Source organism: Leucothrix mucor DSM 2157 (assembly GCF_000419525.1).
Taxonomy (GTDB): domain Bacteria; phylum Pseudomonadota; class Gammaproteobacteria; order Thiotrichales; family Thiotrichaceae; genus Leucothrix; species Leucothrix mucor.
On record NZ_ATTE01000001.1, the window covers coordinates 1,189,420 to 1,213,670 of the forward strand.

15 protein-coding genes are annotated in these 24,251 nt (G+C 48.5%); 8 read left to right on the plus strand and 7 right to left on the minus strand.

The features are described 5' to 3' along the window. Positions 1-42 precede the first annotated feature (42 nt). The 7 genes from pckA to odhB form a co-directional block, all read right to left on the minus strand. A complete protein-coding gene (pckA, locus tag LEUMU_RS0105315) occupies positions 43-1,641 on the minus strand; it encodes a phosphoenolpyruvate carboxykinase (ATP) (protein WP_022951238.1) in 1,599 nt (532 codons plus the stop codon). A gap of 72 nt (positions 1,642-1,713) precedes the next feature. Next, the gene (gene acnB / locus LEUMU_RS0105320) at positions 1,714-4,311 is read right to left on the minus strand and encodes a bifunctional aconitate hydratase 2/2-methylisocitrate dehydratase (protein WP_022951239.1); all 2,598 of its coding nucleotides are present in this window, start codon (positions 4,309-4,311) and stop codon (positions 1,714-1,716) included. 26 nt (positions 4,312-4,337) lie between these two features. Next, positions 4,338-5,642, minus strand: coding sequence for a citrate synthase (locus tag LEUMU_RS0105325; RefSeq protein WP_022951240.1), 1,305 nt, complete (start codon positions 5,640-5,642; stop codon positions 4,338-4,340). A 122-nt stretch (positions 5,643-5,764) separates the two neighbouring features. Next, complete coding sequence (gene sucD / locus LEUMU_RS0105330; protein WP_022951241.1) at positions 5,765-6,637, minus strand: succinate--CoA ligase subunit alpha; 873 nt, start codon at positions 6,635-6,637, stop codon at positions 5,765-5,767. Then, positions 6,637-7,803 carry an ADP-forming succinate--CoA ligase subunit beta gene (sucC, locus tag LEUMU_RS0105335; protein WP_022951242.1) on the minus strand — a complete coding sequence of 389 codons (1,167 nt, stop codon included), beginning with the start codon at positions 7,801-7,803 and terminating at the stop codon, positions 6,637-6,639. The genes sucD and sucC overlap by 1 nt, the downstream gene beginning before the upstream one ends. Positions 7,804-7,828: 25 nt before the next feature. Continuing rightward, positions 7,829-9,262, minus strand: coding sequence for a dihydrolipoyl dehydrogenase (gene lpdA / locus LEUMU_RS0105340; RefSeq protein WP_022951243.1), 1,434 nt, complete (start codon positions 9,260-9,262; stop codon positions 7,829-7,831). A gap of 12 nt (positions 9,263-9,274) precedes the next feature. Further along, complete coding sequence (gene odhB / locus LEUMU_RS0105345) at positions 9,275-10,459, minus strand: 2-oxoglutarate dehydrogenase complex dihydrolipoyllysine-residue succinyltransferase (RefSeq protein ID WP_022951244.1); 1,185 nt, start codon at positions 10,457-10,459, stop codon at positions 9,275-9,277. Between the two features lie 395 nt (positions 10,460-10,854). Here odhB and aceK point away from each other — a divergent pair, with 395 nt between their 5' ends. The 8 genes from aceK (at position 10,855) to acnD (ending at position 24,161) form a co-directional block, all read left to right on the plus strand. After that, a complete protein-coding gene (gene aceK / locus LEUMU_RS24790) occupies positions 10,855-12,651 on the plus strand; it encodes a bifunctional isocitrate dehydrogenase kinase/phosphatase (protein ID WP_022951245.1) in 1,797 nt (598 codons plus the stop codon). Further along, complete coding sequence (gene rraA, locus LEUMU_RS0105355) at positions 12,648-13,133, plus strand: ribonuclease E activity regulator RraA (RefSeq protein ID WP_022951246.1); 486 nt, start codon at positions 12,648-12,650, stop codon at positions 13,131-13,133. The genes aceK and rraA overlap by 4 nt, the downstream gene beginning before the upstream one ends. A gap of 15 nt (positions 13,134-13,148) precedes the next feature. Further along, complete coding sequence (locus LEUMU_RS0105360; protein WP_022951247.1) at positions 13,149-15,986, plus strand: 2-oxoglutarate dehydrogenase E1 component; 2,838 nt, start codon at positions 13,149-13,151, stop codon at positions 15,984-15,986. Between the two features lie 118 nt (positions 15,987-16,104). Then, positions 16,105-17,601, plus strand: coding sequence for a malate dehydrogenase (quinone) (mqo, locus tag LEUMU_RS0105370; protein WP_022951248.1), 1,497 nt, complete (start codon positions 16,105-16,107; stop codon positions 17,599-17,601). Positions 17,602-17,836: 235 nt separating this feature from the next. Then, positions 17,837-19,429 (plus strand): AMP-binding protein, encoded by a 1,593-nt coding sequence (locus LEUMU_RS0105375; RefSeq protein WP_022951249.1) that lies wholly within the window; start codon positions 17,837-17,839, stop codon positions 19,427-19,429. Between the two features lie 83 nt (positions 19,430-19,512). Next, positions 19,513-20,394, plus strand: coding sequence for a methylisocitrate lyase (gene prpB / locus LEUMU_RS0105380; protein ID WP_022951250.1), 882 nt, complete (start codon positions 19,513-19,515; stop codon positions 20,392-20,394). Between the two features lie 3 nt (positions 20,395-20,397). Beyond that, on the plus strand, positions 20,398-21,552 hold the full coding sequence (gene prpC, locus LEUMU_RS0105385) for a bifunctional 2-methylcitrate synthase/citrate synthase (protein ID WP_022951251.1): 1,155 nt from the start codon (positions 20,398-20,400) through the stop codon (positions 21,550-21,552). Between the two features lie 2 nt (positions 21,553-21,554). Then, positions 21,555-24,161 carry a Fe/S-dependent 2-methylisocitrate dehydratase AcnD gene (gene acnD, locus LEUMU_RS0105390; RefSeq protein WP_022951252.1) on the plus strand — a complete coding sequence of 869 codons (2,607 nt, stop codon included), beginning with the start codon at positions 21,555-21,557 and terminating at the stop codon, positions 24,159-24,161. Positions 24,162-24,251 lie beyond the last annotated feature (90 nt).

The window sequence follows — 24,251 nt, forward strand, 5'->3', positions numbered from 1 at the left end:
CGGGGATTTTTTGTGCAGCTAATAAAGCGTTAGCGGATTAAATTAGACTTGTGGTCCAGCTTTAACCAACTGTTTTCCTGCTTCATTATCCGTGTATTTATCGAAGTTAACGATAAACAACTTAGCGAGTTCATGGGCGCGTTTGTCCCAGACTGCAGGGTCTTCATAAGTGTCGCGTGGGTCCAGAATGTTGCTATCAACATCCGGTAACGCTTTTGGTACTTCCAGATTGAAGTAAGGCACGACTTCTGTCTCTGCTGTTTCAATGCTGCCATCCAGAATTGCGTTAATAATACCGCGCGTATCTTTGATAGAAATCCGCTTGCCTGTGCCGTTCCAGCCCGTATTAACCAAGTAAGCCGTCGCGCCAGAGTCTTGCATACGCTTAACTAAGGTCTCTGCATACTGAGTTGGGTGCAAGCATAGGAATGCTGCGCCAAAACACGCTGAGAAAGTTGGGGTAGGCTCAGTAATACCGCGCTCAGTACCGGCAAGTTTAGCGGTGAAGCCAGACAGGAAGTGGTATTGAGTTTGCTCTGGCGTCAGCTTGGAAACCGGTGGCAATACGCCAAAAGCATCAGCCGATAAGAAGATAACCTTCTTCGCCGGGCCGCCACGGGAGTGTGGCTTAACAATGTTTTCAATGTGCTCAATCGGGTAGGAAACACGGGTGTTTTCAGTGATTGAACCATCGTTGAAGTCGATTGAACCATCGTCACGTACTGTGACGTTTTCCAGCAGCGCATCACGACGGATGGCAGCATAGATTTCTGGTTCTGCTTTGGCACTCAAGTTGATGGTTTTGGCGTAGCAGCCACCTTCAAAATTGAATACACCGTCATTATCCCAACCGTGCTCGTCATCACCAATCAGTGCGCGCTCAGGGTCAGTGGATAGGGTGGTTTTACCAGTGCCAGACAGGCCGAAGAAAATCGCGGTATCGCCGTTTTTTCCAACGTTGGCCGAGCAGTGCATTGACGCAATGCCGCGCAGCGGTAAAAAGTAGTTCATCATTGAGAACAAACCTTTTTTCATCTCGCCGCCGTACCAAGTTCCACCAATTAATTGGATTCCTTTGGTCAGGTCGAAGGCTACAAAGTTCTCAGAGTTCAGGCCTTGTGCTTCCCAGTTCGGGTTGCTGGTTTTCGCGCCGTTCATCACAACAAAGTCAGGTTCAAAATCAACTAACTCGGCATCGCTCGGGCGAATAAACATGTTCTTAACAAAATGTGCCTGCCAAGCTACTTCCGTAATGAAGCGTACTTTAAGGCGGGAGCTTTCGTTAGCGCCACAAAAGGCATCAACGATAAACAGGCGCTTGCCTGATAGCTCATCACAGACCAACTTCTGTAACGAGTCAAATACTTCTGGCGTCATGGGCTTATTATCGTTCTTTCCCTGATCTGACCACCAAATCGTGTCGCGCGTCATATCATCCCGGACGATATATTTGTCCTTCGGAGAACGACCGGTAAAAATACCAGTGTTGACGTTTATTGCACCGGTATCTGTGAGAATTCCGCGCTCATAACCTTCAAGGTCATCACGGGTTTCCTCAGCAAATAAGGTATCGTAAGAGGGGTTATAAATAACCTCGCTCACGTTCTCAATGCCGTACTTAGAGACGTTAATTGTTGTCATCGTATCTAGAGTCCTGTGGTTAAAAGTAAAACGCCCCGCTTGGCTGGGCGGGGCGTCGTAAAAAGCAGGTTATTAAGCCGCTTGGATCGGTATCACGGTTTGGGCCGCTTGCTGGTAACTTTCAATCTCGTTGAAGTTCAGGTAACGGTAAACATCATCGGCCATGGTGTCAAGATCAGCGGCGTACTCCATATACTCCTCAACGGTTGGGATACGGCCCAGGATGGCAGCAACTGACGCTAGCTCAGCAGATGACAAGTAGACAAACGCACCATCACCTAAACGGTTAGGGAAGTTACGAGTTGAAGTTGATACAACCGTACTCTTAGCCGCTACTCGTGCCTGGTTACCCATGCATAATGAACAGCCTGGCATCTCAGTACGAGCGCCTGCACGGCCGAAGATACCGTAGTAACCTTCTTCAACCAGCTGAGCCTCATCCATCTTAGTTGGTGGAGAGATCCACAAACGTGTTGGAACAGGGCCAGACAACTTGTCTAACAACTTACCAGCTGCACGGAAGTGACCGATGTTTGTCATACAAGAACCGAGGAATACTTCATCAATGTGCGTGCCTGCAACATCTGATAATTTTTTCACATCATCAGGGTCATTCGGGCAAGCCAGCAGTGGTTCCTTAACTTCGTTCAGGTCAATCTCGATAACTGCTGCGTATTCTGCATCAGGATCTGCTTCCAGAAGCTCTGGGTTTGCAATCCAATCTTCCATCGCTTTGATACGACGTTCGATTGTGCGCACATCACCGTAACCACAAGAAATCATCCACTTCAGCATGACAATGTTTGACTGCAGGTATTCGATGATTGGCTCTTTGTCCAACTTGATGCTGCAACCAGAGGCTGAACGCTCAGCAGATGCGTCAGACAATTCGAACGCTTGCTCAACTTTCAGCTGTGGCAAACCTTCAATTTCCAGAACGCGGCCAGAGAAGAAGTTCTTCTTACCTTCTTTAGCAACAGTCAGCAGACCATTTTGGATAGCGGCATAAGGGATTGCGTTAACCAAGTCACGTAACGTGATACCAGGCTGCATTTCACCTTTAAAGCGAACCAATACTGATTCAGGCATATCCACTGGCATAACGCCGGTCGCTGCAGCAAATGCTACCAGACCAGAACCTGCAGGGAAGGAGATACCAATTGGGAAACGGGTGTGAGAGTCACCACCAGTACCAACGGTGTCAGGCATCAGCATGCGGTTCAACCAAGAGTGGATGATTCCATCACCTGGGCGCAGAGAAACACCACCGCGATTCATCATGAAATCAGGCAGGCTGTGGTGAGTCGTTACGTCAACTGGCTTAGGGTAAGCCGCTGTGTGACAGAAAGACTGCATCGTCAGGTCAGCAGAGAAGCCAAGGCAAGCCAGATCTTTCAGCTCGTCACGAGTCATTGGGCCAGTCGTATCCTGAGAACCAACAGTCGTCATGCGTGGCTCGCAGTACATGCCAGGGCGTACGCCAGGCAGGCCACAGGCTTTACCAACCATCTTCTGTGCCAGTGTGTAACCTTTGCCAGTATCGACAGGCTCAACAGGCTTCAGGAATAAGTCTGAAGGTGGCAGGCCTAGTGCTTCACGAGCACGAGTCGTCAGACCACGACCGATGATTAGAGGGATACGACCACCAGCTTGAACTTCATCCATCAGTACTGGAGTTTTCAGTTCGAAAGTCGCCAGTACTTCATCAGTACCGCTTTTCTTTACAACGCCTTCGTATGGGAACAGGTCAACTAAATCGCCCATTTCCATTTTAGAAACGTCCATTTCCAGAGGCAGTGCGCCGCCATCTTCCATGGTGTTGAAGAAGATTGGAGCAATCTTGCCACCGAAGCAGAAACCACCGTCACGCTTGTTAGGGATGAAAGGAATATCATCGCCCATGTACCACATAACAGAGTTAGCCGCAGACTTACGTGAAGAACCGGTACCAACAACGTCACCAACATAAACCAGTGGCGTGCCATCTTCTTCCATTTCAGCGATCAGCTTAACCGGACCAACAGCGCCTGGCTCATCAGGAACGATACCTTCGCGCTCCATCTTCAGCATTGCACGCGCGTGTAATGGGATATCAGGACGAGACCAGGCATCCGGTGCCGGAGACAAGTCATCCGTATTGGTTTCGCCAGGGACCATGAAAACTTTCAGGGTGATTTTCTCAGCCAGCTTTGGCTTAGAAGTGAACCATTCGCCATCAGCCCAAGACTGTAAAACCTGCTTAGCGTATGCATTACCTGCATCCGCTTTTTCCTGAACATCATGGAATGCATCAAACATCAATAATGTGTGAGACAGTGCAGTTGCCGCTTCAGAAGCCAGTGCGTCATCATCTAAGCAATCAATCAGCGGCTGAATGTTGTAACCACCCAGCATGGTGCCCAGCAACTTAACTGCATGGGTCTTATCGATCAGTGGAGAGCTTGCTTCTCCTTTAGTGATTGCGGCTAAGAAGCCTGCTTTCACATAGGCTGCTTCATCAACACCCGCTGGTACGCGATTAGTGATCAGATCAAGAATAGTTTCTTCTTCGCCTGCCGGAGGGGTCTTCAGTAGCTCAATCAGCTCAGCTGTTTGTGCTGCATCTAAAGGTTTTGGAACGATGCCGATTTCAGCACGCTCTGCAATATGCTTTCTGTAATTCTCTAACATAGTTTTCTCCGATCTAAGTATTTGGCTTATCGTTTGTCGATGTCGATGTAACTGCGAGTCGCTTCACCGGTGTAAAGCTGACGTGGGCGGCCAATCCGTGACTCATCATCGCCCATCATTTCATTCCATTGTGAAATCCAGCCGATGGTACGAGCCATGGCGAACATCACTGTGAACATGTTGAGAGGGATGTTCATTGCAAGGAAGATTACGCCGGAGTAGAAGTCTACGTTCGGGTACAAGTTGCGAGACTTGAAGTAGTCATCACTCAGAGCGATTTCTTCCAACTTCATTGCGGTATCTAGCAAAGTCTTGTGTGGGGAGTTTTCTGGCAGCTCACGCAAGATGTCATGACAGATTTCGCGGATGATACGAGCCCGTGGGTCATACGCTTTATAGACGCGGTGACCGAAGCCCATCAGGCGGAAACGATCGTCAGGATCTTTAGCGCGCTCTACAAACTCTTCCAGTGACTTACCGGATGCGATGATGTCTTTCAGCATGCGGATAACGGCTTCGTTAGCACCACCGTGAGCAGGGCCCCAAAGGGTTGCAACACCGGCTGAAACAGCCGCAAACGGATTCGCTTCAGAGCTTCCTGATAAGCGAACTGTTGAGGTTGAAGCGTTTTGCTCGTGATCAGCATGCAGGATCAGAATCAGATCCAGTGCCTTAACGTGAACGGGGTTAGCCACGTAAGGACGTGTTGGTACACCAAACATCATGTACAGGAAGTTTTCACTGTAGCTCAATGAGGAGTCTGGGTAGATGAATGGTAAACCTTTAGCATGACGGAAGCTCCACGCGGCGATGGTTGGCATTTTTGCCACCAAACGCAACATCGCGCGCTCACGATCAGATGGGTTGTGAACATTCATATGGTCGTGATAGAACGCAGACAATGCGCCGGACACGCCCATCATGATCGCCATCGGATGCGCATCGCGACGGAAACCGTTATAAAAATTCTTTAGTGCTTCATGCACCATATTGTGATTGCTGATGTTTTCTTCAAAATCAGCCAGCTGCGTATCTGTTGGTAATTCGCCGTGGAATAACAGGTAGCAGGTTTCTAGATAAGAACTGTGTTTGGCAAGCTCTTCGATAGGGTAGCCGCGGTATTCCAAAATACCATTCTCGCCATCCATATACGTGATGTCACTAGAGCAGCTTGCTGTTGAGATGTAGCCGGGGTCAAACGTGAAAAAGCCCATTTTCTTGTACAAAGGACGGATATCGATGGTAGGTGGCCCCATTGTTGGCTCTAACACATTCAGTGTCAGCTTCTCGCCAGTCTCATCGTTAATAAGGGTCATCGTTTTAGTTGTCATCTGGTACTCCGTTTTGTGTGATATCTACCCGGTAAAACTCGCCAACCTGACCCCGTCATACAGCGGAGTCAGGTTGAGAGTCACTTCTATCTATCTGGAACAGCGAGGTATCGCTTTAGTGCTTACCAACCAGTGTGAGCTTTAACGCCCTGACCCAGTTGAGCTGGAGAACGAACAGTGTAAACACCTGCCGCTTCCAATGCTGCGAACTTGTCATTCGCTGTACCTTTACCGCCGGCGATGATCGCGCCAGCATGACCCATACGCTTACCAGCAGGTGCAGTAACACCAGCGATGTAAGCAATAACAGGCTTAGTCACGTTGCTTTTGATGAATTCAGCCGCTTCTTCTTCAGCAGAACCACCGATCTCACCAACCATCAGGATTGCTTCGGTCTGTGGATCAGCTTCGAACAATGCTAGTGCATCAATGAAGCTTGTGCCCGGAATAGGGTCACCACCGATTCCGATACAAGTACTTTGGCCGAAACCAAGGTCAGAAGTTTGCTTAACGCACTCATACGTCAATGTACCAGAGCGAGAAACAACACCGACTTTACCAGCCATGTGCATAGCGCCAGGCATGATGCCGATCTTACACTCGTCAGGAGTGATGATACCTGGGCAGTTAGGGCCGATCAGGCGTACGCCTAAGCTGTCAACGATGTACTTAGCATCCAGCATATCTAGCGCAGGAATACCTTCAGTAATACAAACAACCAACTGAACGCCAGACTCGGCTGCTTCGATGATTGAATCCTTACAGAAAGGAGCTGGTACATAGATAACACTTGCGTTAGCGCCAGTTTGCTCAACCGCTTCACGAGCTGTGTTGAATACTGGTAGGTCTAAGTGAGTTGTTCCACCTTTACCAGGAGTTACACCACCAACCATTTGCGTACCGTATTCGATCGCTTGCTGAGAGTGGAAAGTACCTTGCTTACCAGTGAAACCCTGGCAGATTACTTTAGTATCTTTATTAACTAAAACACTCATTACTTCGCTCCTACCGCAGCAACAATGGCGTCTGCAGCTTCTGTTAGATCGTTTTTACTGATTAAGTCAAGACCACTAGCTTCTAGTAGTGCAGCACCTTCTACGGCACGAGTACCCTGAAGACGAACAACCAATGGAACCTGGATGTTAACTTCTTTAACTGCGGCGATAATACCTTCAGCAATCAAGTCACATTTTACGATTCCGCCGAAGATATTAACTAAGATACCTTCAACTTTGTCATCAGACAGGATGATTTTTAGTGCTTCTGCAACGCGCTCTGCAGTTGCTCCGCCACCAACGTCCAGGAAGTTAGCTGGCTCACCACCTTGTAGCTTGATGATGTCCATAGTGGCCATTGCAAGACCCGCACCGTTAACCATGCAGCCGATGTTTCCATCTAGTGCAACATAGTTAAGCTCCCATGCTTCAGCTTGTGCTTCACGCGCATCTTCTTGAGACTCATCGCGCAGCGCAACCAACTCAGGGTGACGGTATAAAGCACTACCATCAACGCCGATCTTGCCATCAAGGCAAAGCAGGTCGCCACCAGTAGTAACAACCAATGGGTTAACTTCAACCATTGCCAAATCTTTTTCTTTAAACAGGTTACCAAGACCGATTAAGATCTTAGAGAACTGCTTAATCTGAGCGCCATCAAGACCTAGCTGGAAGCCAAGGTCGCGGCACTGGTAAGGCATAACGCCAGCAATTGGGTCAACTTCAGCAGTCAGGATCTTCTCAGGCGTTGCTTCTGCAACTTCTTCGATATCCATACCACCTTCAGTAGACGCCATGATCACGATGCGACGTGAAGAACGGTCAAGAACCGCACTCAGGTACAATTCACGAGCAATGTCGCTAGTCTCTTCAACATAGATAGTGTTGATTGGCTGGCCTTTCGCATCCGTTTGGAATGTTACAAGGTTAGTGCCTAACAAGCTTTCAGCGAATGTTGCTGCTTCATCAGCAGTGTCAAATAGCTTAACGCCACCTGCTTTACCGCGACCACCCGCATGAACCTGGGCTTTAACTACAACCTTAGATGTAGTGATCTTCTCAGCGGCTGCTTTAACTTCTGCAGGAGTCTTTCCGATATAACCAACAGGTGTTGGAATGCCGTACTCGCGGAACAGCGCTTTAGCTTGATATTCGTGTAAATTCATTCGTATTTCCTTTCAGGAGGTCCTGTTATCTACGTCGGTTTATGCCATGAATAGCACGGCCATCTGCGGCAAATGCTGCTTCATGTATACATTCAGAGAGAGAAGGGTGAGCAAACACAGTGCGTGCAAGGTCTTCAGTCGTATTCTGACTTTCCATTGCAATCACGGCCTGACCAACCAGCTCGGAAGCCATTGGGCCAACAAAGTGCATCCCTAAGATGCGATCTGTTGTTTCATCAGCTAATACTTTAACCAAGCCGCTGGCTTGTTCCATAGCTTTAGCACGGCCATTCACAGCGAACGAGAAAGTACCTGACTTGTATGTCACGCCTTCTTCTTTCAGCTGCTCTTCCGTCTTGCCAGCCCATGCAATTTCAGGGTTGGTATAGATAACCCATGGAATCGCATCGTAGTGCATTTTAGACTGTTGTCCGGCAATGCGCTCAGCAGTTACAACGCCTTCTTCTTCAGCTTTGTGTGCCAGCATTGGGCCACGAACCACATCACCAATGGCGTATACGCCCGGAATGTTAGTTTCCAGATAGTCGTTAACGTTTACACGTCCGCGATCATCCATAGCCAAGCCAACTGATTCATCAGCGATGTTGTCGGTGTTAGGGCGACGGCCAACTGCAACAATTAAGCGATCAACAGTCACTGTCTGGTCGCCATCTTTGTCGCTGTACTCAAGGGTCAACTCGTTATCACCAACAACAGTGTTGTTGAGGCGTGCGCCTAACTTGATATCCAAACCTTGCTGTTTGAATTGCTTGTGAGCCTGCTTAGCAACCTGCTGATCAACCGCACCTAAGAAAGTATCCATCGCTTCCAGTACGACCACTTCGGAGCCAAGACGTCTCCAAACACTGCCCATCTCCAGACCGATAACACCGGCACCGATAACGCCTAAGCGCGCAGGAACAGTTTCCCAGTTCAGTGCACCTTCGTTATCCACAATGCGGTCATCCAGTAACTGCGCAGAAGGGATATTGATTGGGTTTGAACCCGTTGCAATGATTACGTTCTTAGCTGCGAATACTGACTCAGTACCATCGTGAGCGGTAACGCTAACTTTGTTTTCTGCCAGCAGCTTGCCGTGACCTTGCAGCCACTCAATCTTGTTCGCTTTAAACAGCTGAGCGATTCCGCCAGTCAGATCCGACACAATTTTATCTTTGCGTTGAATCATCTTCGGAAGATCCATGCTGACACCAGCAACATTGATTCCGTGGACATCTAAATGATGGCCAGCTTCTTCGTACTTCTCAGAGCTTTCCAGCAGTGCTTTGGATGGGATACAACCAACGTTCAAACAAGTACCACCCAGAGCAGGTGCGCCTTCTTTGTTGATCCACTTATCCACGCAGGCTGTTTTCAAGCCTAGCTGTGCGCAGCGGATGGCAGCAACATAGCCACCAGGTCCACCACCGATCACGATTACATCATAATTATCAGACATGCTTCGTTACCTTTAAACTTCCAACAGAATGCGGTTTGGATCTTCAACCAACTCTTTGATCGTCTTAAGGAACAATACTGCGCCTTTACCATCAATGATTCTATGATCATAAGAAAGAGCGATGTACATCATTGGACGGATAACCATCTCGTCATTCTCTACAACAACACGCTTAACGATGTTGTGCATACCCAGAATCGCACTTTGCGGTGGGTTAATGATTGGCGTAGACAGTAATGAGCCAAATGTTCCACCGTTAGTGATCGTGAATGTTCCACCACTTAGGTCGCTCATTTCCAGCTTGTTATCGCGTGCTTTGTTAGCGTATTCAACGATTGTGGACTCAACGCCCGCCATGCTCATCTTTTCAGTGTTACGCAGGATTGGAACGACCAAGCCACGTGGTGCTGAAACCGCGATTCCAATGTCACAGTAGCTGTGATAAACGATGTCGTCGCCGTCGATAGAGGCATTTACCTCAGGGAAGCGCTGCAGTGCAATACTCGCTGCTTTAACGAACAAAGACATGAAGCCCAGACGTGCGTCGTGAGTCTTTTCAAATTGATCTTTGTACTTAGTACGCATTTCCATCAGCGGCTGCATGTTGACTTCGTTGAAAGTCGTTAGCATGGCTGTAGATTGTGTCGCTTCCAACAGACGCTCTGCAATACGCTTACGCAGACGAGTCATTGGTACACGCTCTTCTACGCGCTCACCAACCGGTGCAGCAGTAGCAGCAGGAGTGGATGCTTTAGATGCGCCAGCAGCGGCAACGTCTTCTTTAAGAACACGGCCGTTTTTGCCGCTTCCGGATACGTCACCAGCAGACAGACCTTTTTCGTCCAGTGCTTTGCGTACCGCAGGGCTAGTTTGGCCAGCGCCAGATGCAGCAGCAGGCTCAGCCGCCGCAGGCGTTGCTTCGGTCGGTGCCGGTGCAGCTTCAGGAGCCGCAGCAACTGCGCCCGCCTTAATTGTTCCCAGTAACTGATCGCTGACAACAGTTGAATCTTCTGCTTCGACAATCGATTCCAGTACACCACTGCTAGGGGCTGGTACTTCCAGAACCACTTTGTCCGTTTCGATCTCTACGAGTGGTTCATCCTGTTCAACAGCATCCCCCGCCTGTTTAAACCATTTCACAACCAGTGCATCAGCAACTGATTCCGGCAATTGTGGGGTTTTGATCTCAACACTCATTTAAGTATATGCTCCTTGAGTAAAGGTAGGATGTTCTATCTCAGTTTCGGATAGTGATTTCAGCAATAGGCCACCAGTAAGCAGGTCGTGAAACTTGTGCTGACGCAGAATAATGGCACGTGATTTCAACGGTCAAAATTATACGCCGGCAAGTTTTGATAACTCACATTTAATCTCAATACTGTGTATCAAACACACTTATGCTTCTGTAATTAACGGTATTATTACTATACTTAATCATCACTATGATTGTTGCTTTTAACGCCGCGAGATATTATCACAGCTACCTAATAATGTGATAGTTTTCGGTATCTGTTTCATAACGGACCGGATTATTTTTAAGCCGGCAATAACGACGCGACGAGGTTTACTTGGAATCAACGCAGAGTCAGAGTGTGAACGTAAAGGAAATCGCCCAGGTCATCCTGGATGCGTTTAACAAGCACTATCGGATTTTTCTGGAGATTACCAAAGGGGCCAGACAGCGTTTTATTGATCAGGATTGGCAAGCCGACCGGGCCGCTTCTCAGCAGCGCATTAATCTATATTCACAACGTGTTGATGAAGCCTGTGATCAGTTAATGCAGCGTTTTAAGCTTGAGCAAATTGATAAGTCACTTTGGAAAGACGTCAAGCTCGCTTATGTCGCATTACTCTATGAGCACCGTCAGCCTGAACTGGCTGAAACCTTCTATAATTCTGTGTTCACTTGGTCTTTTACGCGCCGCTACTACAACAACGATAATATCTTCGTCCGTCCTTCTATTTCCACTCGCTATCTGACCGGTAGTCGACCCGCTTACACCAGCTACTATCCGACTAAAGCCAACCTTCAGGAGACCATCGAGGAGCTACTTGAATGCTTTGATATTGGTCTGCCTTTTGAGGACTTTAAACGGGACTCTTCGAGGCTTGCGGATCAGTTCAAGCATATTCTTAAAACTACTCGTAAGTACTCTGATTCATATCAGATTCAGGTACTGCGTCCTTTGTTGTATCGCAATAAAGCGGCCTACATTGTCGGGCGTGTTTTAACCGGTAGCCGCTACCGCCCATTCGTGATTCCGCTACTGCATAATGAGGATGGTAAAGTCTACGCTGATGCCTTGGTCTCGCATAACCGCGATATCACTAATCTGTTTAGTTTTGCTCGTGCTTATTTTATGGTGGATACGGGAGTACCGTCGGCAATTGTGAATTTCCTACAGCAGATTTTGCCGCATAAGACAGCTGCCGATCTTTACACCTCGATCGGTTTGCAAAAGCAGGGTAAATCAGAGTTTTACCGAGACTTCCTCGATCACCTCCAGCATTCCTCGGATCAATTGGTAATAACCAAGGGAACGCTCGGGATGGTTATGACGGTATTCACATTGCCTTCGTATCCCTTTGTTTTTAAAGTGATCAATGACCGCTTTGCGCCGCCCAAGCAGGTCACTACACGCATCGTAAAAGAGAAATACCAGCTGGTAAAAATGCATGATCGGGTAGGGCGATTGGCCGATACGCTAGAATTTTCCCATGTGGCTTTGCCATTAGATCGCTTTGCACCTGAATTAATTGAGCACCTTAAAGAGCGCATTCCTTCCAGTATTAAAATTGAAGGGAATCAGCTGATTATTCGTCACTTATATATTGAGCGCCGCTTACAGCCACTCAACTTATTTGTAGATGATGCCGGCAAAGAAAAGCTCGAAACCGCCTTTATTGAATACGGTAACGCCATCAAAGATTTGGCAGAAGCGAATATCTTCCCCGGTGACTTATTGCTGAAAAACTTCGGTGTCACCAATAACTGTCGTGTGATTTTTTACGATTACGATGAAATCGAACTCATGGTTGATTGTAACTTCCGTAAAATTCCAAAACCACAAAATGCCCAGCAGATGATGGCTTCTGAGCCTTGGTATTCGATTAGCGATAAAGATGTATTTCCGGAAGAATTCCTGCTGTTTGTATCTTCACGGCCTGAGCGCCGGGCGCTGTTTATGAAGCATCACAAAGAGCTGCTGGATGTTGAATACTGGAAGGCCGTTCAGGAGCGTATTCGGGTAGGTACCTATGGCGATGTGTTCCCCTATGGGCAGGAAATTCGCTTCAAAAATATTTATGAAGATGCCGCGGTATTGACTGAAGAAAACCCTACAAATGCCACTCTTACTAATAACCCCCTTAGAGATAATCAATTATGACCTTTAAGACAGCTGATCTCTGTGACGATCACTTTGACTCTGGAACACTCCAGATTTGCGAGCCAATTTTTGGCGACTTTGGAGGTCGAAACAAGTTTTATGGTGAAGTACACACCATTCATTGTTTCGAAGATAACTCCATGGTTCGCGAGGCTGTCGCCTTAGATGGCAAAGGTAAAGTGTTGGTTATCGACGCCGGTGCCTCATTTCGGTGCGCAATGTTAGGTGATTTATTGGCGGCCAAAGCTGTGTCCAATGGTTGGGAAGGTGTTATTATGCACGGCCTTATCCGAGACTCGGCGGATATAGAAACCATGGATCTGGGTGTGAAGGCACTTGGAACCTACCCGCTGAAAAGCGTAAAAAACAACAAGGGTGTGCACAACATTGAAGTCGCATTCGCCGGCGTTCGTTTTAATCCGGGAAATTTCGTTTATGCAGATGAAGATGGCATCATCCTGAGTCCGACTGCACTTATTTAGGCAAGCAATACAATTATGGCTACCACACAACAAAGTTTATTTTCTAAGATGCGACAAGAATCATTGCTGGACGGCAGTAGTGCAATCTATCTGGAGTCGCTATATGAAGCATATTTAGACGACCCAACTTCAGTTTCTGAAAACTGGCGTCGTTATTTTGATGAATTACCAGATGACATTGCAACCAATGGTAATGGCGAAGCTCGTCACTCTGAAGTTCGTGACCAGTTCCGTAATCTGGGTATGCGCTTACAGCCTGCGGCTGCAGTCTCTGAAGATGCAGCGCACCGTGAGAAGCAAGTTAAGGTATTGCAGCTGATCAATGCTTACCGCTTCTTAGGTCACATGAAGGCCAATACTAATCCTCTGGAAGAGGGTGAAGTTAAAGTCATTCCTGAATTGACGCTGGCTTACCACTCACTGACCAATGATGATTTGGATACTGTATTTAACAGTGGCTCAATGGCAGAAACTGGTGATGTGAAGCTGCGCGAGATCATCGCACTGCTGGAAGCGATCTACTGCAAGACCACCGGTATTCAGTACATGTACATTTCAAGTACTGAAGAGAAGCGTTGGATTCAACAGACGCTGATGTCTACGCACTTGCGCCCGACGTTTACAGACAAGCGTCGCAAGTACTTATTAAAGCAGTTGGTTGCAGCAGAAACACTTGAGCGTTACTTACACTCTAAATACGTTGGACAAAAGCGTTTCTCACTGGAAGGTGGCGATAGCTTAATCCCAATGTTGGATGAGTTGATTCAGCACACAGGTGAGTTAGGCACACGTGAAGTCGTTATTGGAATGGCTCACCGTGGCCGTCTGAATGTATTGATCAACATTATGGGTAAATCACCTGCGATGTTGTTTAACGAATTCGCCGGTAGTGTGGACAATGGCGGTCGCTCAGGCGACGTTAAATACCACATGGGTTACTCTTCAGACATGCAAACACCGGGTGGCCCGGTGCATTTGGCGATGGCATTTAACCCGTCGCATCTGGAAATCGTTGGTCCGGTTGTGGTCGGTGCCTCTCGTGCTCGTCAAGATCGCCGCGATGAAGTTTCTGCCCGTCGTGCAGTATTACCGATTGTTATCCACGGTGACGCGGCATTAGCCGGTCAGGGTGTGAACATGGAAATGCTGAACATGTCAGGCACTCGTGGATACCATACTTCTGGTACGATCCATATCGTTGTAAACAACCAAATTGGTTTCACCACCAGTGCACAGCGCGATGCGCGTTCTACAGAATACTGTACTGACCTGGCTAAAATGGTTGGTGCACCGGTATTCCACGTGAATTCTGATGATCCGGAAGCGGTTGTCAATGTGACCCGTATGGCGGTTGATTACCGTTTGAAATTCCGCAAAGACGTATTCATTGACTTGGTTTGCTACCGTCGTCACGGACACAATGAAGCGGATGAGCCTTCCGCAACACAGCCATTGATGTATAAAAAGATCAAGGCACTGGCAACCGCTCAACAGCGTTACGCTGAAAAGCTAGTTCAGGAAAATGTTGTTTCTAAGGAAGAAGTCAGCCAATACATTGCTGAGTACCGTCAGGCACTGGAGCAGGGCGTGGAAACCGTTCCGCACCTAATCCCACCAGGGCAGCACCAGCAAGATTTCCCAATTAACTGGGAGCGCTTCAAGAACACCAGCTGGGATGATGAAGTCGACACAACTATCACACCTGAGCAGTTCAAGCGTTTAGGTCTGAAACTGTCTGATTCTCCGGAAGACTTCAAACTGAATGCCCGTGTTAAAGCAATTGTTGGCAAGCGCATCCAAATGGCGAATGGCGAGATTGCAACCGATTGGGGCTTTGGTGAGAACTTGGCGTACGCGTCGATTCTGGAAGAAGGCAACCCAATCCGTATCTCTGGTGAAGACGTTGGTCGTGGAACATTCTTCCATCGCCATGCGGTATTCCATGAGCAAACGGACGGCTCTCTACATATTCCATTGCAGCACGTAACGGATAACCCTAAATCATTCGCAATTATCGATTCTTTGCTTTCAGAAGAAGCGGTACTGGCCTTTGAATATGGCTATGCAACGACTGAAGCAGACAAGTTGGTTATCTGGGAAGCACAGTTTGGTGACTTCGCCAACGGCGCGCAGATGGTAATCGATCAGTTCATTAGTTCAGCACACCAGAAATGGGCACTGCACTGTGGTTTGGTTATGTTGCTGCCACACGGCTATGAAGGTATGGGTCCTGAGCACTCCTCAGCACGCCTTGAGCGATTCATGCAGTTGTGTGCACAAGAAAATATGCAGGTTTGTGTACCGAGTACACCGGCTCAGGTATTCCACATGTTGCGTCGTCAAATTCGCCGTGAATACCGCACTCCGCTGATCGTAATGACGCCTAAGAGCTTGTTACGTCACCCAATGGCCGTTAACGAAATGGCTGACTACACTGAGCATGGCTTCCGCAATGTGATTGACGAAGTCGATGCAGTGGATGCGAGCAAAGTCACTGAGTTGGTTATGTGTAGCGGTAAGGTCTACTACGAGCTGTTGGATCGTCGTCGTAGCGAGTCTCTGGATCATATCGTACTGATTCGTTTAGAGCAGCTGTACCCGTTCCCAGCGAAAGACCTGCAAGTTGTATTAGATAAGTACCCGAATGTAACGCGTTATACCTGGTGTCAGGAAGAGCCATTCAACCAAGGCGCTTGGTTGAGTATCCAGCCAAATATCCGTGAGGTATTGGGTGAAGATGCGAAACTGGTTCCAGTGACTCGTGCATCCATGGCCGCACCTGCAGAAGGTAGCCATAAGGCGCACGTTGTAGCTCAGGAAAAAATCATCGTTACAGCATTGGGTTTGGCGTAATCCGTTAATTCGGTAGCGTGATGTTTTTGTCGCTCTGTTCCTCAGTGAACGGAGCGATTACAACTGCCTGCAACAACGGCAGTGATACCTCTTTAGTAATTTCTGGCGATTTAATACCATGATAGATAAACATGTAGATGTGCTTCTGGTAGGCGCAGGTGCGATGAGTAGCACCCTGGCAACCTTGCTTAATCAGCTTGATCCGAATCTTTCCATGATGATGGTTGAGCGATTAGATAAGGTCGCAGAAGAAAGCACCAGCGGTTGGAATAATGCCGGTACTGGCCATGCAGCGTATTGCGAGCTTAACTATACGTCATTGAAGTCGGATGGCAGTATGGATACGGGTAAACCTGAGTTTATTAACCCGGCCTTCGAGTTCAGCTTACAGTTCTGGTCTTATCTGGTTGGAAAAGAGGTGTTGCCTGAGCCGACATCATTTATTAACCCAGCACCACATATGAGTTTTGTATGGGGTGAAGGTAATGTCAACTTCCTACGCAAGCGCTATGAGGCGATGAAACCTCATCACTTGTTTAAGGATATGGAATACTCCGAAGATCACGAAGTACTGCGTGAGTGGATGCCTTTAGTGATGGAAGGCCGCAGCCCAACGCAGCAAGTTGCAGCGACTCGTGTGCGTTACGGAAGCGACGTTGATTTTGGTGCGGTATCCCGCTACATGGTCAAGAACCTCCAAAAGCAGGATGATTTTGATCTGTTGCTAAGTCACAACGTAGTGGATTTATATCAGCGTGAAGATGGCGAGTGGCAGGTTCACTTGCGTCATACCACAACTGATATTCAAAAAATTGTCCGCGCCAAGTTTGTATTCCTTGGTGGTGGCGGTGGTGCATTGCCATTGCTGCAAAAGTCTGGCATTCCGGAAGCGAAAGGTTACGGCGGATTCCCGGTGAGTGGTCAATGGCTGGTCTGCCATAAGCCTGAAGTGGTCGAAAGACATCATGCGAAGGTTTACGGTAAAGCATCGATCGGTGCGCCACCAATGTCAGTTCCACACTTGGATACACGGATTATTGATGGCAAAAAAGCGCTGTTGTTCGGTCCATTTGCGGGCTTCACCACTAAGTTCTTAAAGCAGGGTTCATTCCTTGATTTGATCAAGTCGGTACGTCCGGATAACTTGGTGCCGATGCTGTCGGTGGCTCGTGACAATATGGATCTGACGCGCTACCTGATCAAAGAAGTGAAGCAGTCTTTTGAAGATCGCATGGACACTTTGCGCTTGTTCTACAAAGAAGCCAAAGACGAAGATTGGGAATTATCAATTGCCGGTCAGCGTGTGCAGATCATCAAGCGCGACCCCGTCAAAGGCGGCAAGCTGGAGTTCGGAACCGAAGTGGTTTCATCTGCAGATGGCAGTTTAGTCGCGCTATTGGGTGCTTCACCAGGTGCTTCAACCGCGGTGCAAACCATGGTTAAAGTCTTAGAGAAAAGCTTCCCTGAGCAAATGACTGATGACAACTGGGTACCACGGTTACAAGAGATGGTGCCTTCTTATGGTGGCTCATTAGATAAAGACGCTGAGTTGTTGCATCGTGTGCGCAAGTACACACTGACAACGCTAAAATTGGATGATCATTACGAGAATTAAGTTACATTTCGTTACAATTGACTTAAGCCCTGATAACAATAAATCATTGATTATCAGGCTAATTAATAGTCTATATTGATCCTTCGATAAAAGAGGCCGAATTACGTTTTTATTAACGTTTCGGCCTTTTTTAGTTCTTGGGAAACGCTTCTCGCGGGTGCTAGTATGTTTACGTTAACGCAAAGGACAGGTCTGTAAGTCACGTTTATTTGTAACACTCTGAGGGGAGTTTTTCATGTCAAAGTATCAAGAAGTTCATCAACAATCACTTAGCAATCCGGAGCAATTTTGGGGCGAAGCCGCTTCTGGAATTTCCTGGACCAAACCTTGGGATAAGGTTCTGGATTATGATGCAAAGCCGATTCCCCGCTGGTTTGTAGGTGCTGAATTAAACACGTGCTACAACTGTCTGGACCGTCACGTCGAAGCAGGGCGTGGTGATCAGGATGCCTTAATTTATGATTCACCCGTTAGTAACACCAAGCGTCGTTACACCTATTCTGAGCTGACAGACGCCGTTGCAAAATTTGCCGGCGTAATGAAAGCCAATGGCGTGGAAAAGGGCGACCGCGTTATTATTTATATGCCAATGATTCCGGAAGCCGCGATTGCCATGTTGGCTTGCTCGCGCTTAGGTGCGGTTCATTCGGTAGTATTCGGTGGCTTTGCAGCCAACGAGCTGGCAACCCGTATTAATGATGCGAAGCCAAAAATGATCGTCAGCGCCTCTTGCGGTATCGAGCCTAGCCGCGTGGTTAAGTACAAGCCGCTACTCGATGATGCGATTGAACTGGCAACTCATAAGGTTGGCAGCGTTGTAATCAAAGCACGTCCTGAAGCCGAAGCCACACTCATTGAGGGTCGTGATCTGGATTGGGATACTGCAGTTGCTTCAGCAGAAGCGGCTGACTGTGTACCCGTTGCTGCGACTGATCCGCTTTATATTCTTTACACCTCAGGCACCACCGGTCAGCCAAAAGGCGTTATCCGTGATAATGGCGGCCATGCCGTTGCCATGAACTGGTCAATGGGCAACATCTACAATGTGAAGGCGGGCGATGTGTTTTGGGCCGCTTCGGATGTGGGCTGGGTCGTTGGTCACTCTTACATTGTCTATGCACCGTTACTGAAAGGCTGCACCACAATCGTTTATGAAGGTAAGCCGGTTGGCACACCGGATGCCGGCGCATTCTGGCGCATGATTGAAGAGTATCAAGTCAAAGTATTATTCACCGCACCAACCGCTTTCCGTGCGATCAAGAAAGAAGATGCCAATGCGGATGAGTTGAAAAAATACAAAATCGATTGCCTGCAATCCTTATTCTTAGCCGGTGAGCGTTGCGATCCTGATACCTTATTCTGGGCTCGCGACACACTCGGTATTTCGGTGGTCGATCTATGGATTATGAGCCGTACCGATGACGTGATTAACGTTGCCGGTCATCGCTTATCAACCGGTGCAATTGAAGAAGTGCTGGCCGGTCATCCCGACGTTGCTGAGTGCGCCGTATTTGGTGTGAGCGATAGCTTTAAAGGTCAGTTACCATTGGGCTTGGTGGTATTAAAAGACGGTACTGATCGTCATCAAAATGACATCGTGCCAGAGTTAGTAAAGCGGGTGCGTGACCAGATTGGCCCGGTGGCTGCATTTAAAATCGCTGCCGTGGTACAACGCTTACCAAAAACCCGTTCCGGTAAGATTCTGCGCGCCTCCATGGTGAAAATCGCAGACGGAACAGAATGGACTATGCCGGCGACTATCGATGATCCAACCATTATGGCTGAGATCGAGAAAGCCTTGCAGGGCTTGGGTTACGCTAAATCCTAAGTCATTATTAATTTTTACAAGCGTCATTAAAGACGTCAGGCCTGGCTGCAATCCAGTCAGGCCATTTCCAGGAGCATACAAAAATGAGTATTGAATCAGCAGGCGCAAAATTCCGCGCAGCCGTAAAAGCCGAGAAACCATTACAATGTGTGGGCGCAACCACGGCGTATCATGCACGACTGGCTGAGGCTAGCGGCTACAAATCCCTGTATATCTCAGGTGGCGGAGTAGCAGCAGGTTCTTGTGGTATCCCGGATTTGGGTATCACCACGATGGAAGATGTACTAATTGATTTGCGTCGTATAACAGACGTTACCACTCTACCGGTTTTAGTGGATATTGACACTGGCTGGGGCGGCGCATTTAACATTGCTCGTGCCGTTCGTGCGTTCACAAAAGCAGGCGCAGCAGCGGTGCATATTGAAGATCAGGTGCAGCAGAAGCGTTGCGGACACCGTCCTAATAAAGCCATCGTGTCCCAGATCGAAATGGTTGACCGGATTAAAGCGGCAGTTGATGCCAAAATTGACCCTGATTTCGTGATCATGGCACGTACCGATGCGCTGGCCGTTGAAGGCCTGAACTCTGCAATCGACCGTGCGTGTGCCTGTGTTGAAGCAGGCGCAGATATGATTTTCCCAGAAGCGATCACTGATCTGGAAATGTACAAGCAGTTTGCTGATGCTGTTGGTGTACCGATTCTGGCGAACATCACTGAGTTTGGTTCAACACCATTGTTTACCACTGAAGAGCTGGCCTCTGCGGATGTGAGCATTGCACTGTACCCACTTTCAGCGTTCCGTGCGGCGAACTTGGCAGCACTGAATGTATACACCAATTTGCGCGAAACCGGCACTCAAAAAGGCGTACTGGATACCATGCAAACGCGTATGGATCTTTACGACTACCTGGGCTACCACGATTTCGAGCAGAAGTTAGACGCATTATTTAAAGACGAGGCGTAATTCATGACAGAACAAACAACTCCAGCATTTAAGCCAAAAAAGTCGGTTGCGCTCTCAGGCACAGCTGCAGGTAACACCGCGGTTTGCACCGTAGGCCGCACCGGTAATGACTTGCACTACCGTGGTTACGACATTCTGGAATTTGCTGAACAAGCAGAGTTTGAAGAAATTGCTCACCTAATCGTACACGGCTCACTGCCAACTATGGCTGAGTTAAAGGCTTACAAAGCCAAGCTAAAATCACTGCGCGGTTTACCGGCTGCGGTTAAAGCAACCTTGGAGCAGATTCCACCATCCGCACACCCAATGGATGTGATGCGTACTGGCTGTTCAATTTTGGGTACTTGCCTGACTGAAAAGGACTCTCATCCTGAAGCAGAAGCGCGCGATATCTTAGATCGTTTAATGGCAAGCTTCGGCTCCATGTTGCTGTACTGGTACCACTACAGCATCAATGGCAAACGCATCGACGTTGAGACGGATGACGACTCCATCGGTGGCCACTTCCTGCACCTGCTGCATGGCGAGAAGCCATCGGAAGAGTGGGTTAAGGCAATGCACGTTTCCTTGATTCTGTATGCAGAGCATGAGTTCAATGCATCCACCTTTACTGGCCGTGTAATCGCCGGAACTGAGTCGGATATGCACTCTTGCATCACTGGTGCAATTGGCGCATTGCGTGGCCCTAAGCACGGTGGCGCTAACGAAGTGGCTTCTGAAATCCAGAAGCGCTACGCCAATGCGGATGAAGCTGAAGCCGATATCCGTGAGCGCATGGCACGTAAAGAAATCGTGATTGGGTTTGGTCATCCGGTATATACCGTGGCCGATCCGCGTAACGAAGTCATTAAGCGCGTGGCGAAGCAGCTGTCTGATTCTAACGGCGACTCAAAAATGTTCGACATTGCCGAGCGTCTGGAAACCGTTATGTGGGAAGAGAAGAAAATGTTCCCGAACTTGGATTGGTTCTCTGCGGTTTCTTATGAGCAGATGGGCATTCCGACCGCCATGTTTACGCCGATTTTCGTTATCGCGCGTACTTCAGGCTGGGGCGCACACGTGATCGAGCAACGCCAGGATGGCAAAATTATTCGCCCTTCTGCAAACTATATCGGCCCTGAAGACAAGCAATTTGTCCCATTAGCTGATCGGGGATAAGTATGAATACTAATTACCGTAAAAAATTAGCAGGCACGGATTTAGATTACTTCGACACGCGTGAAGCGGTTGATGCAATCAAGCCCGGTGCTTATGCAACTCTGCCATACACTTCGCGTGTGTTGGCAGAGCAGTTAGTTCGTCGCTGCAAGCCAGAGGCGTTAACTGACTCATTGAATCAGTTGATCGAAAACAAGCAGGATTTGGATTTCCCTTGGTATCCGGCGCGCGTAGTTTGCCATGATATTTTGGGCCAAACGGCACTGGTTGATTTAGCCGGTTTGCGTGATGCGATCGCAGAGCAGGGTGGTGACCCTTCAAAGGTTAACCCTGTTGTTCCGACTCAGTTGATCGTGGATCACTCGCTGGCTGTTGAAGCGCCGGGTTTTGATCCGGATGCTTTCGAGAAAAACCGTGCGATCGAAGACCGTCGTAACCAAGGCCGTTTTGATTTCATCGAATGGTGCAAAACTTCTTTCAAAAATGTGGATGTGATTCCTGCTGGTAACGGCATCATGCATCAGATCAATTTGGAAAAGATGTCACCGGTGATTCAGGCGCGTGAAGGCGTTGCGTTCCCGGATACTTGTGTGGGAACTGACTCACACACACCACACGTTGATGCACTGGGTGTCATGGCGATTGGTGTCGGTGGTCTGGAAGCTGAAACGGTAATGTTAGGTCTGCCATCCATGATGCGCGTACCGAATATTATTGGTGTTGAGCTAACCGGTAAGCGTCAGCCTGGTATTACGGCAACGGATATCGTACTGGCAATCACTGAGTTCCTGCGTAATGAGAAAGTCGTTTCTTCTTACCTTGAGTTCTTTGGTGAAGGGACTAAGAGCCTGACTATTGGAGACCGTGCAACGATCTCTAATATGACGCCTGAGTATGGCGCGTCAGCAGGCTTGTTCTATATCGATGAGCAAACGATTGACTACCTGAAACTCACCGGTCGTGAGCCTAAGCAAGTCGCGTTAGTTGAGCAGTACGCTAAAGAAACTGGCCTGTGGGCGGATGATCTGGTGACGGCTAAATACGAGCGCGTACTGACGTTTGATCTGTCATCGGTTGGTCGTAACCTTGCTGGCCCATCAAATCCTCATCGTCGTTTAGCGACAGCTGATTTGGCTTCCAGCGGCATCGCCAAAGACATGGACAAAGTCTTAGAGGAAGAAGCAGAAGGCAAAATGCCAGATGGCGCAGTGATTATCGCTGCAATCACCTCGTGCACTAATACGTCAAACCCTCGCAATGTGGTTGCTGCTGGCTTAATCGCGCGCAACGCTAACAAGCTGGGTTTGCTGCGTAAGCCTTGGGTGAAAACCTCGTTCGCACCGGGCTCTAAAGTGGCTGAGCTGTATCTGAAAGATGCAGGTTTACTGAGCGAGCTTGAGAAGCTGGGCTTTGGTATCGTTGGCTTTGCGTGTACGACCTGTAACGGTATGTCGGGCGCATTGGACCCCGTGATCCGTGATGAGATCATCGAGCGTGATTTGTACGCGACAGCGGTACTCTCCGGTAATCGTAACTTCGATGGCCGTATTCACCCATACGCCAAGCAAGCATTCCTGGCGTCACCGCCATTGGTTGTTGCTTATGCGATCGCCGGAACCATTCGTTTCGATATCGAAAAAGACAGCTTGGGTAATGACCAAAACGGCAACCCAATCACATTGAAAGACATCTGGCCAACCGATGAAGAAATCGATGCGATTGTAGAGTCTAGCGTTAAACCTGAAATGTTCCAGCAGATCTACAACCCAATGTTTGATCTGGGTGTGATTACTGAAGCGAAAAGTCCGTTATACGATTGGGACCCACAGAGCACTTACATCCGTCGTCCTCCTTATTGGGAAGGCGCATTGGCTGGTGAGCGCACGATGAAGGGCATGCGTCCTTTAGCGGTACTGGGTGACAACATCACGACTGATCACTTATCGCCATCTAACGCGATTATGCTGGACAGCGCCGCCGGTGCTTACCTGCACAAAATGGGCTTGCCGGAAGAGGATTTTAACTCTTACGCGACCCACCGTGGTGATCACCTGACGGCACAGCGCGCAACCTTCGCCAACCCTAAGTTGTTGAATGAGATGTGTCGCAATGCCGATGGCAGCATCAAGCAAGGCTCTTTGGCCCGTATCGAGCCGGAAGGCACTGAAAGCCGCATGTGGGAAGCGATTGAAACCTACATGGAACGTAAGCAACCGTTGATTATTATCGCGGGCGCAGACTACGGCCAAGGCTCCTCACGTGACTGGGCGGCCAAAGGTGTTCGTTTAGCCGGTGTTGAAACGATTGTTGCCGAAGGCTTCGAACGTATTCACCGCACCAATTTGGTGGGCATGGGCGTACTACCGCTTGAGTTCACCAATGGCGAAACCCGTGAAACCTACACTATCGACGGGACTGAAACCTACGATGTTGAAGGTGAGATTTCACCGGGTGCCGCATTGACTGTGAAAATGACACGTGCCAATGGCGAAGTGGTTAGCATTCCAGTTAAGTGTCGCTTAGATACTGCAGAAGAAGTACACGTTTATGCTGCTGGTGGAGTGTTACAACGCTTCGCACAAGACTTCCTGGAGTCAACTGCTGCTTAAACGCTGATGGAGCCGGTGCTATTCTTGCATCGGTTCCTTTTGTTTGCGTTGCTTTGGTATATCTTGACCTTCACCGACTCGCTTTGCTCG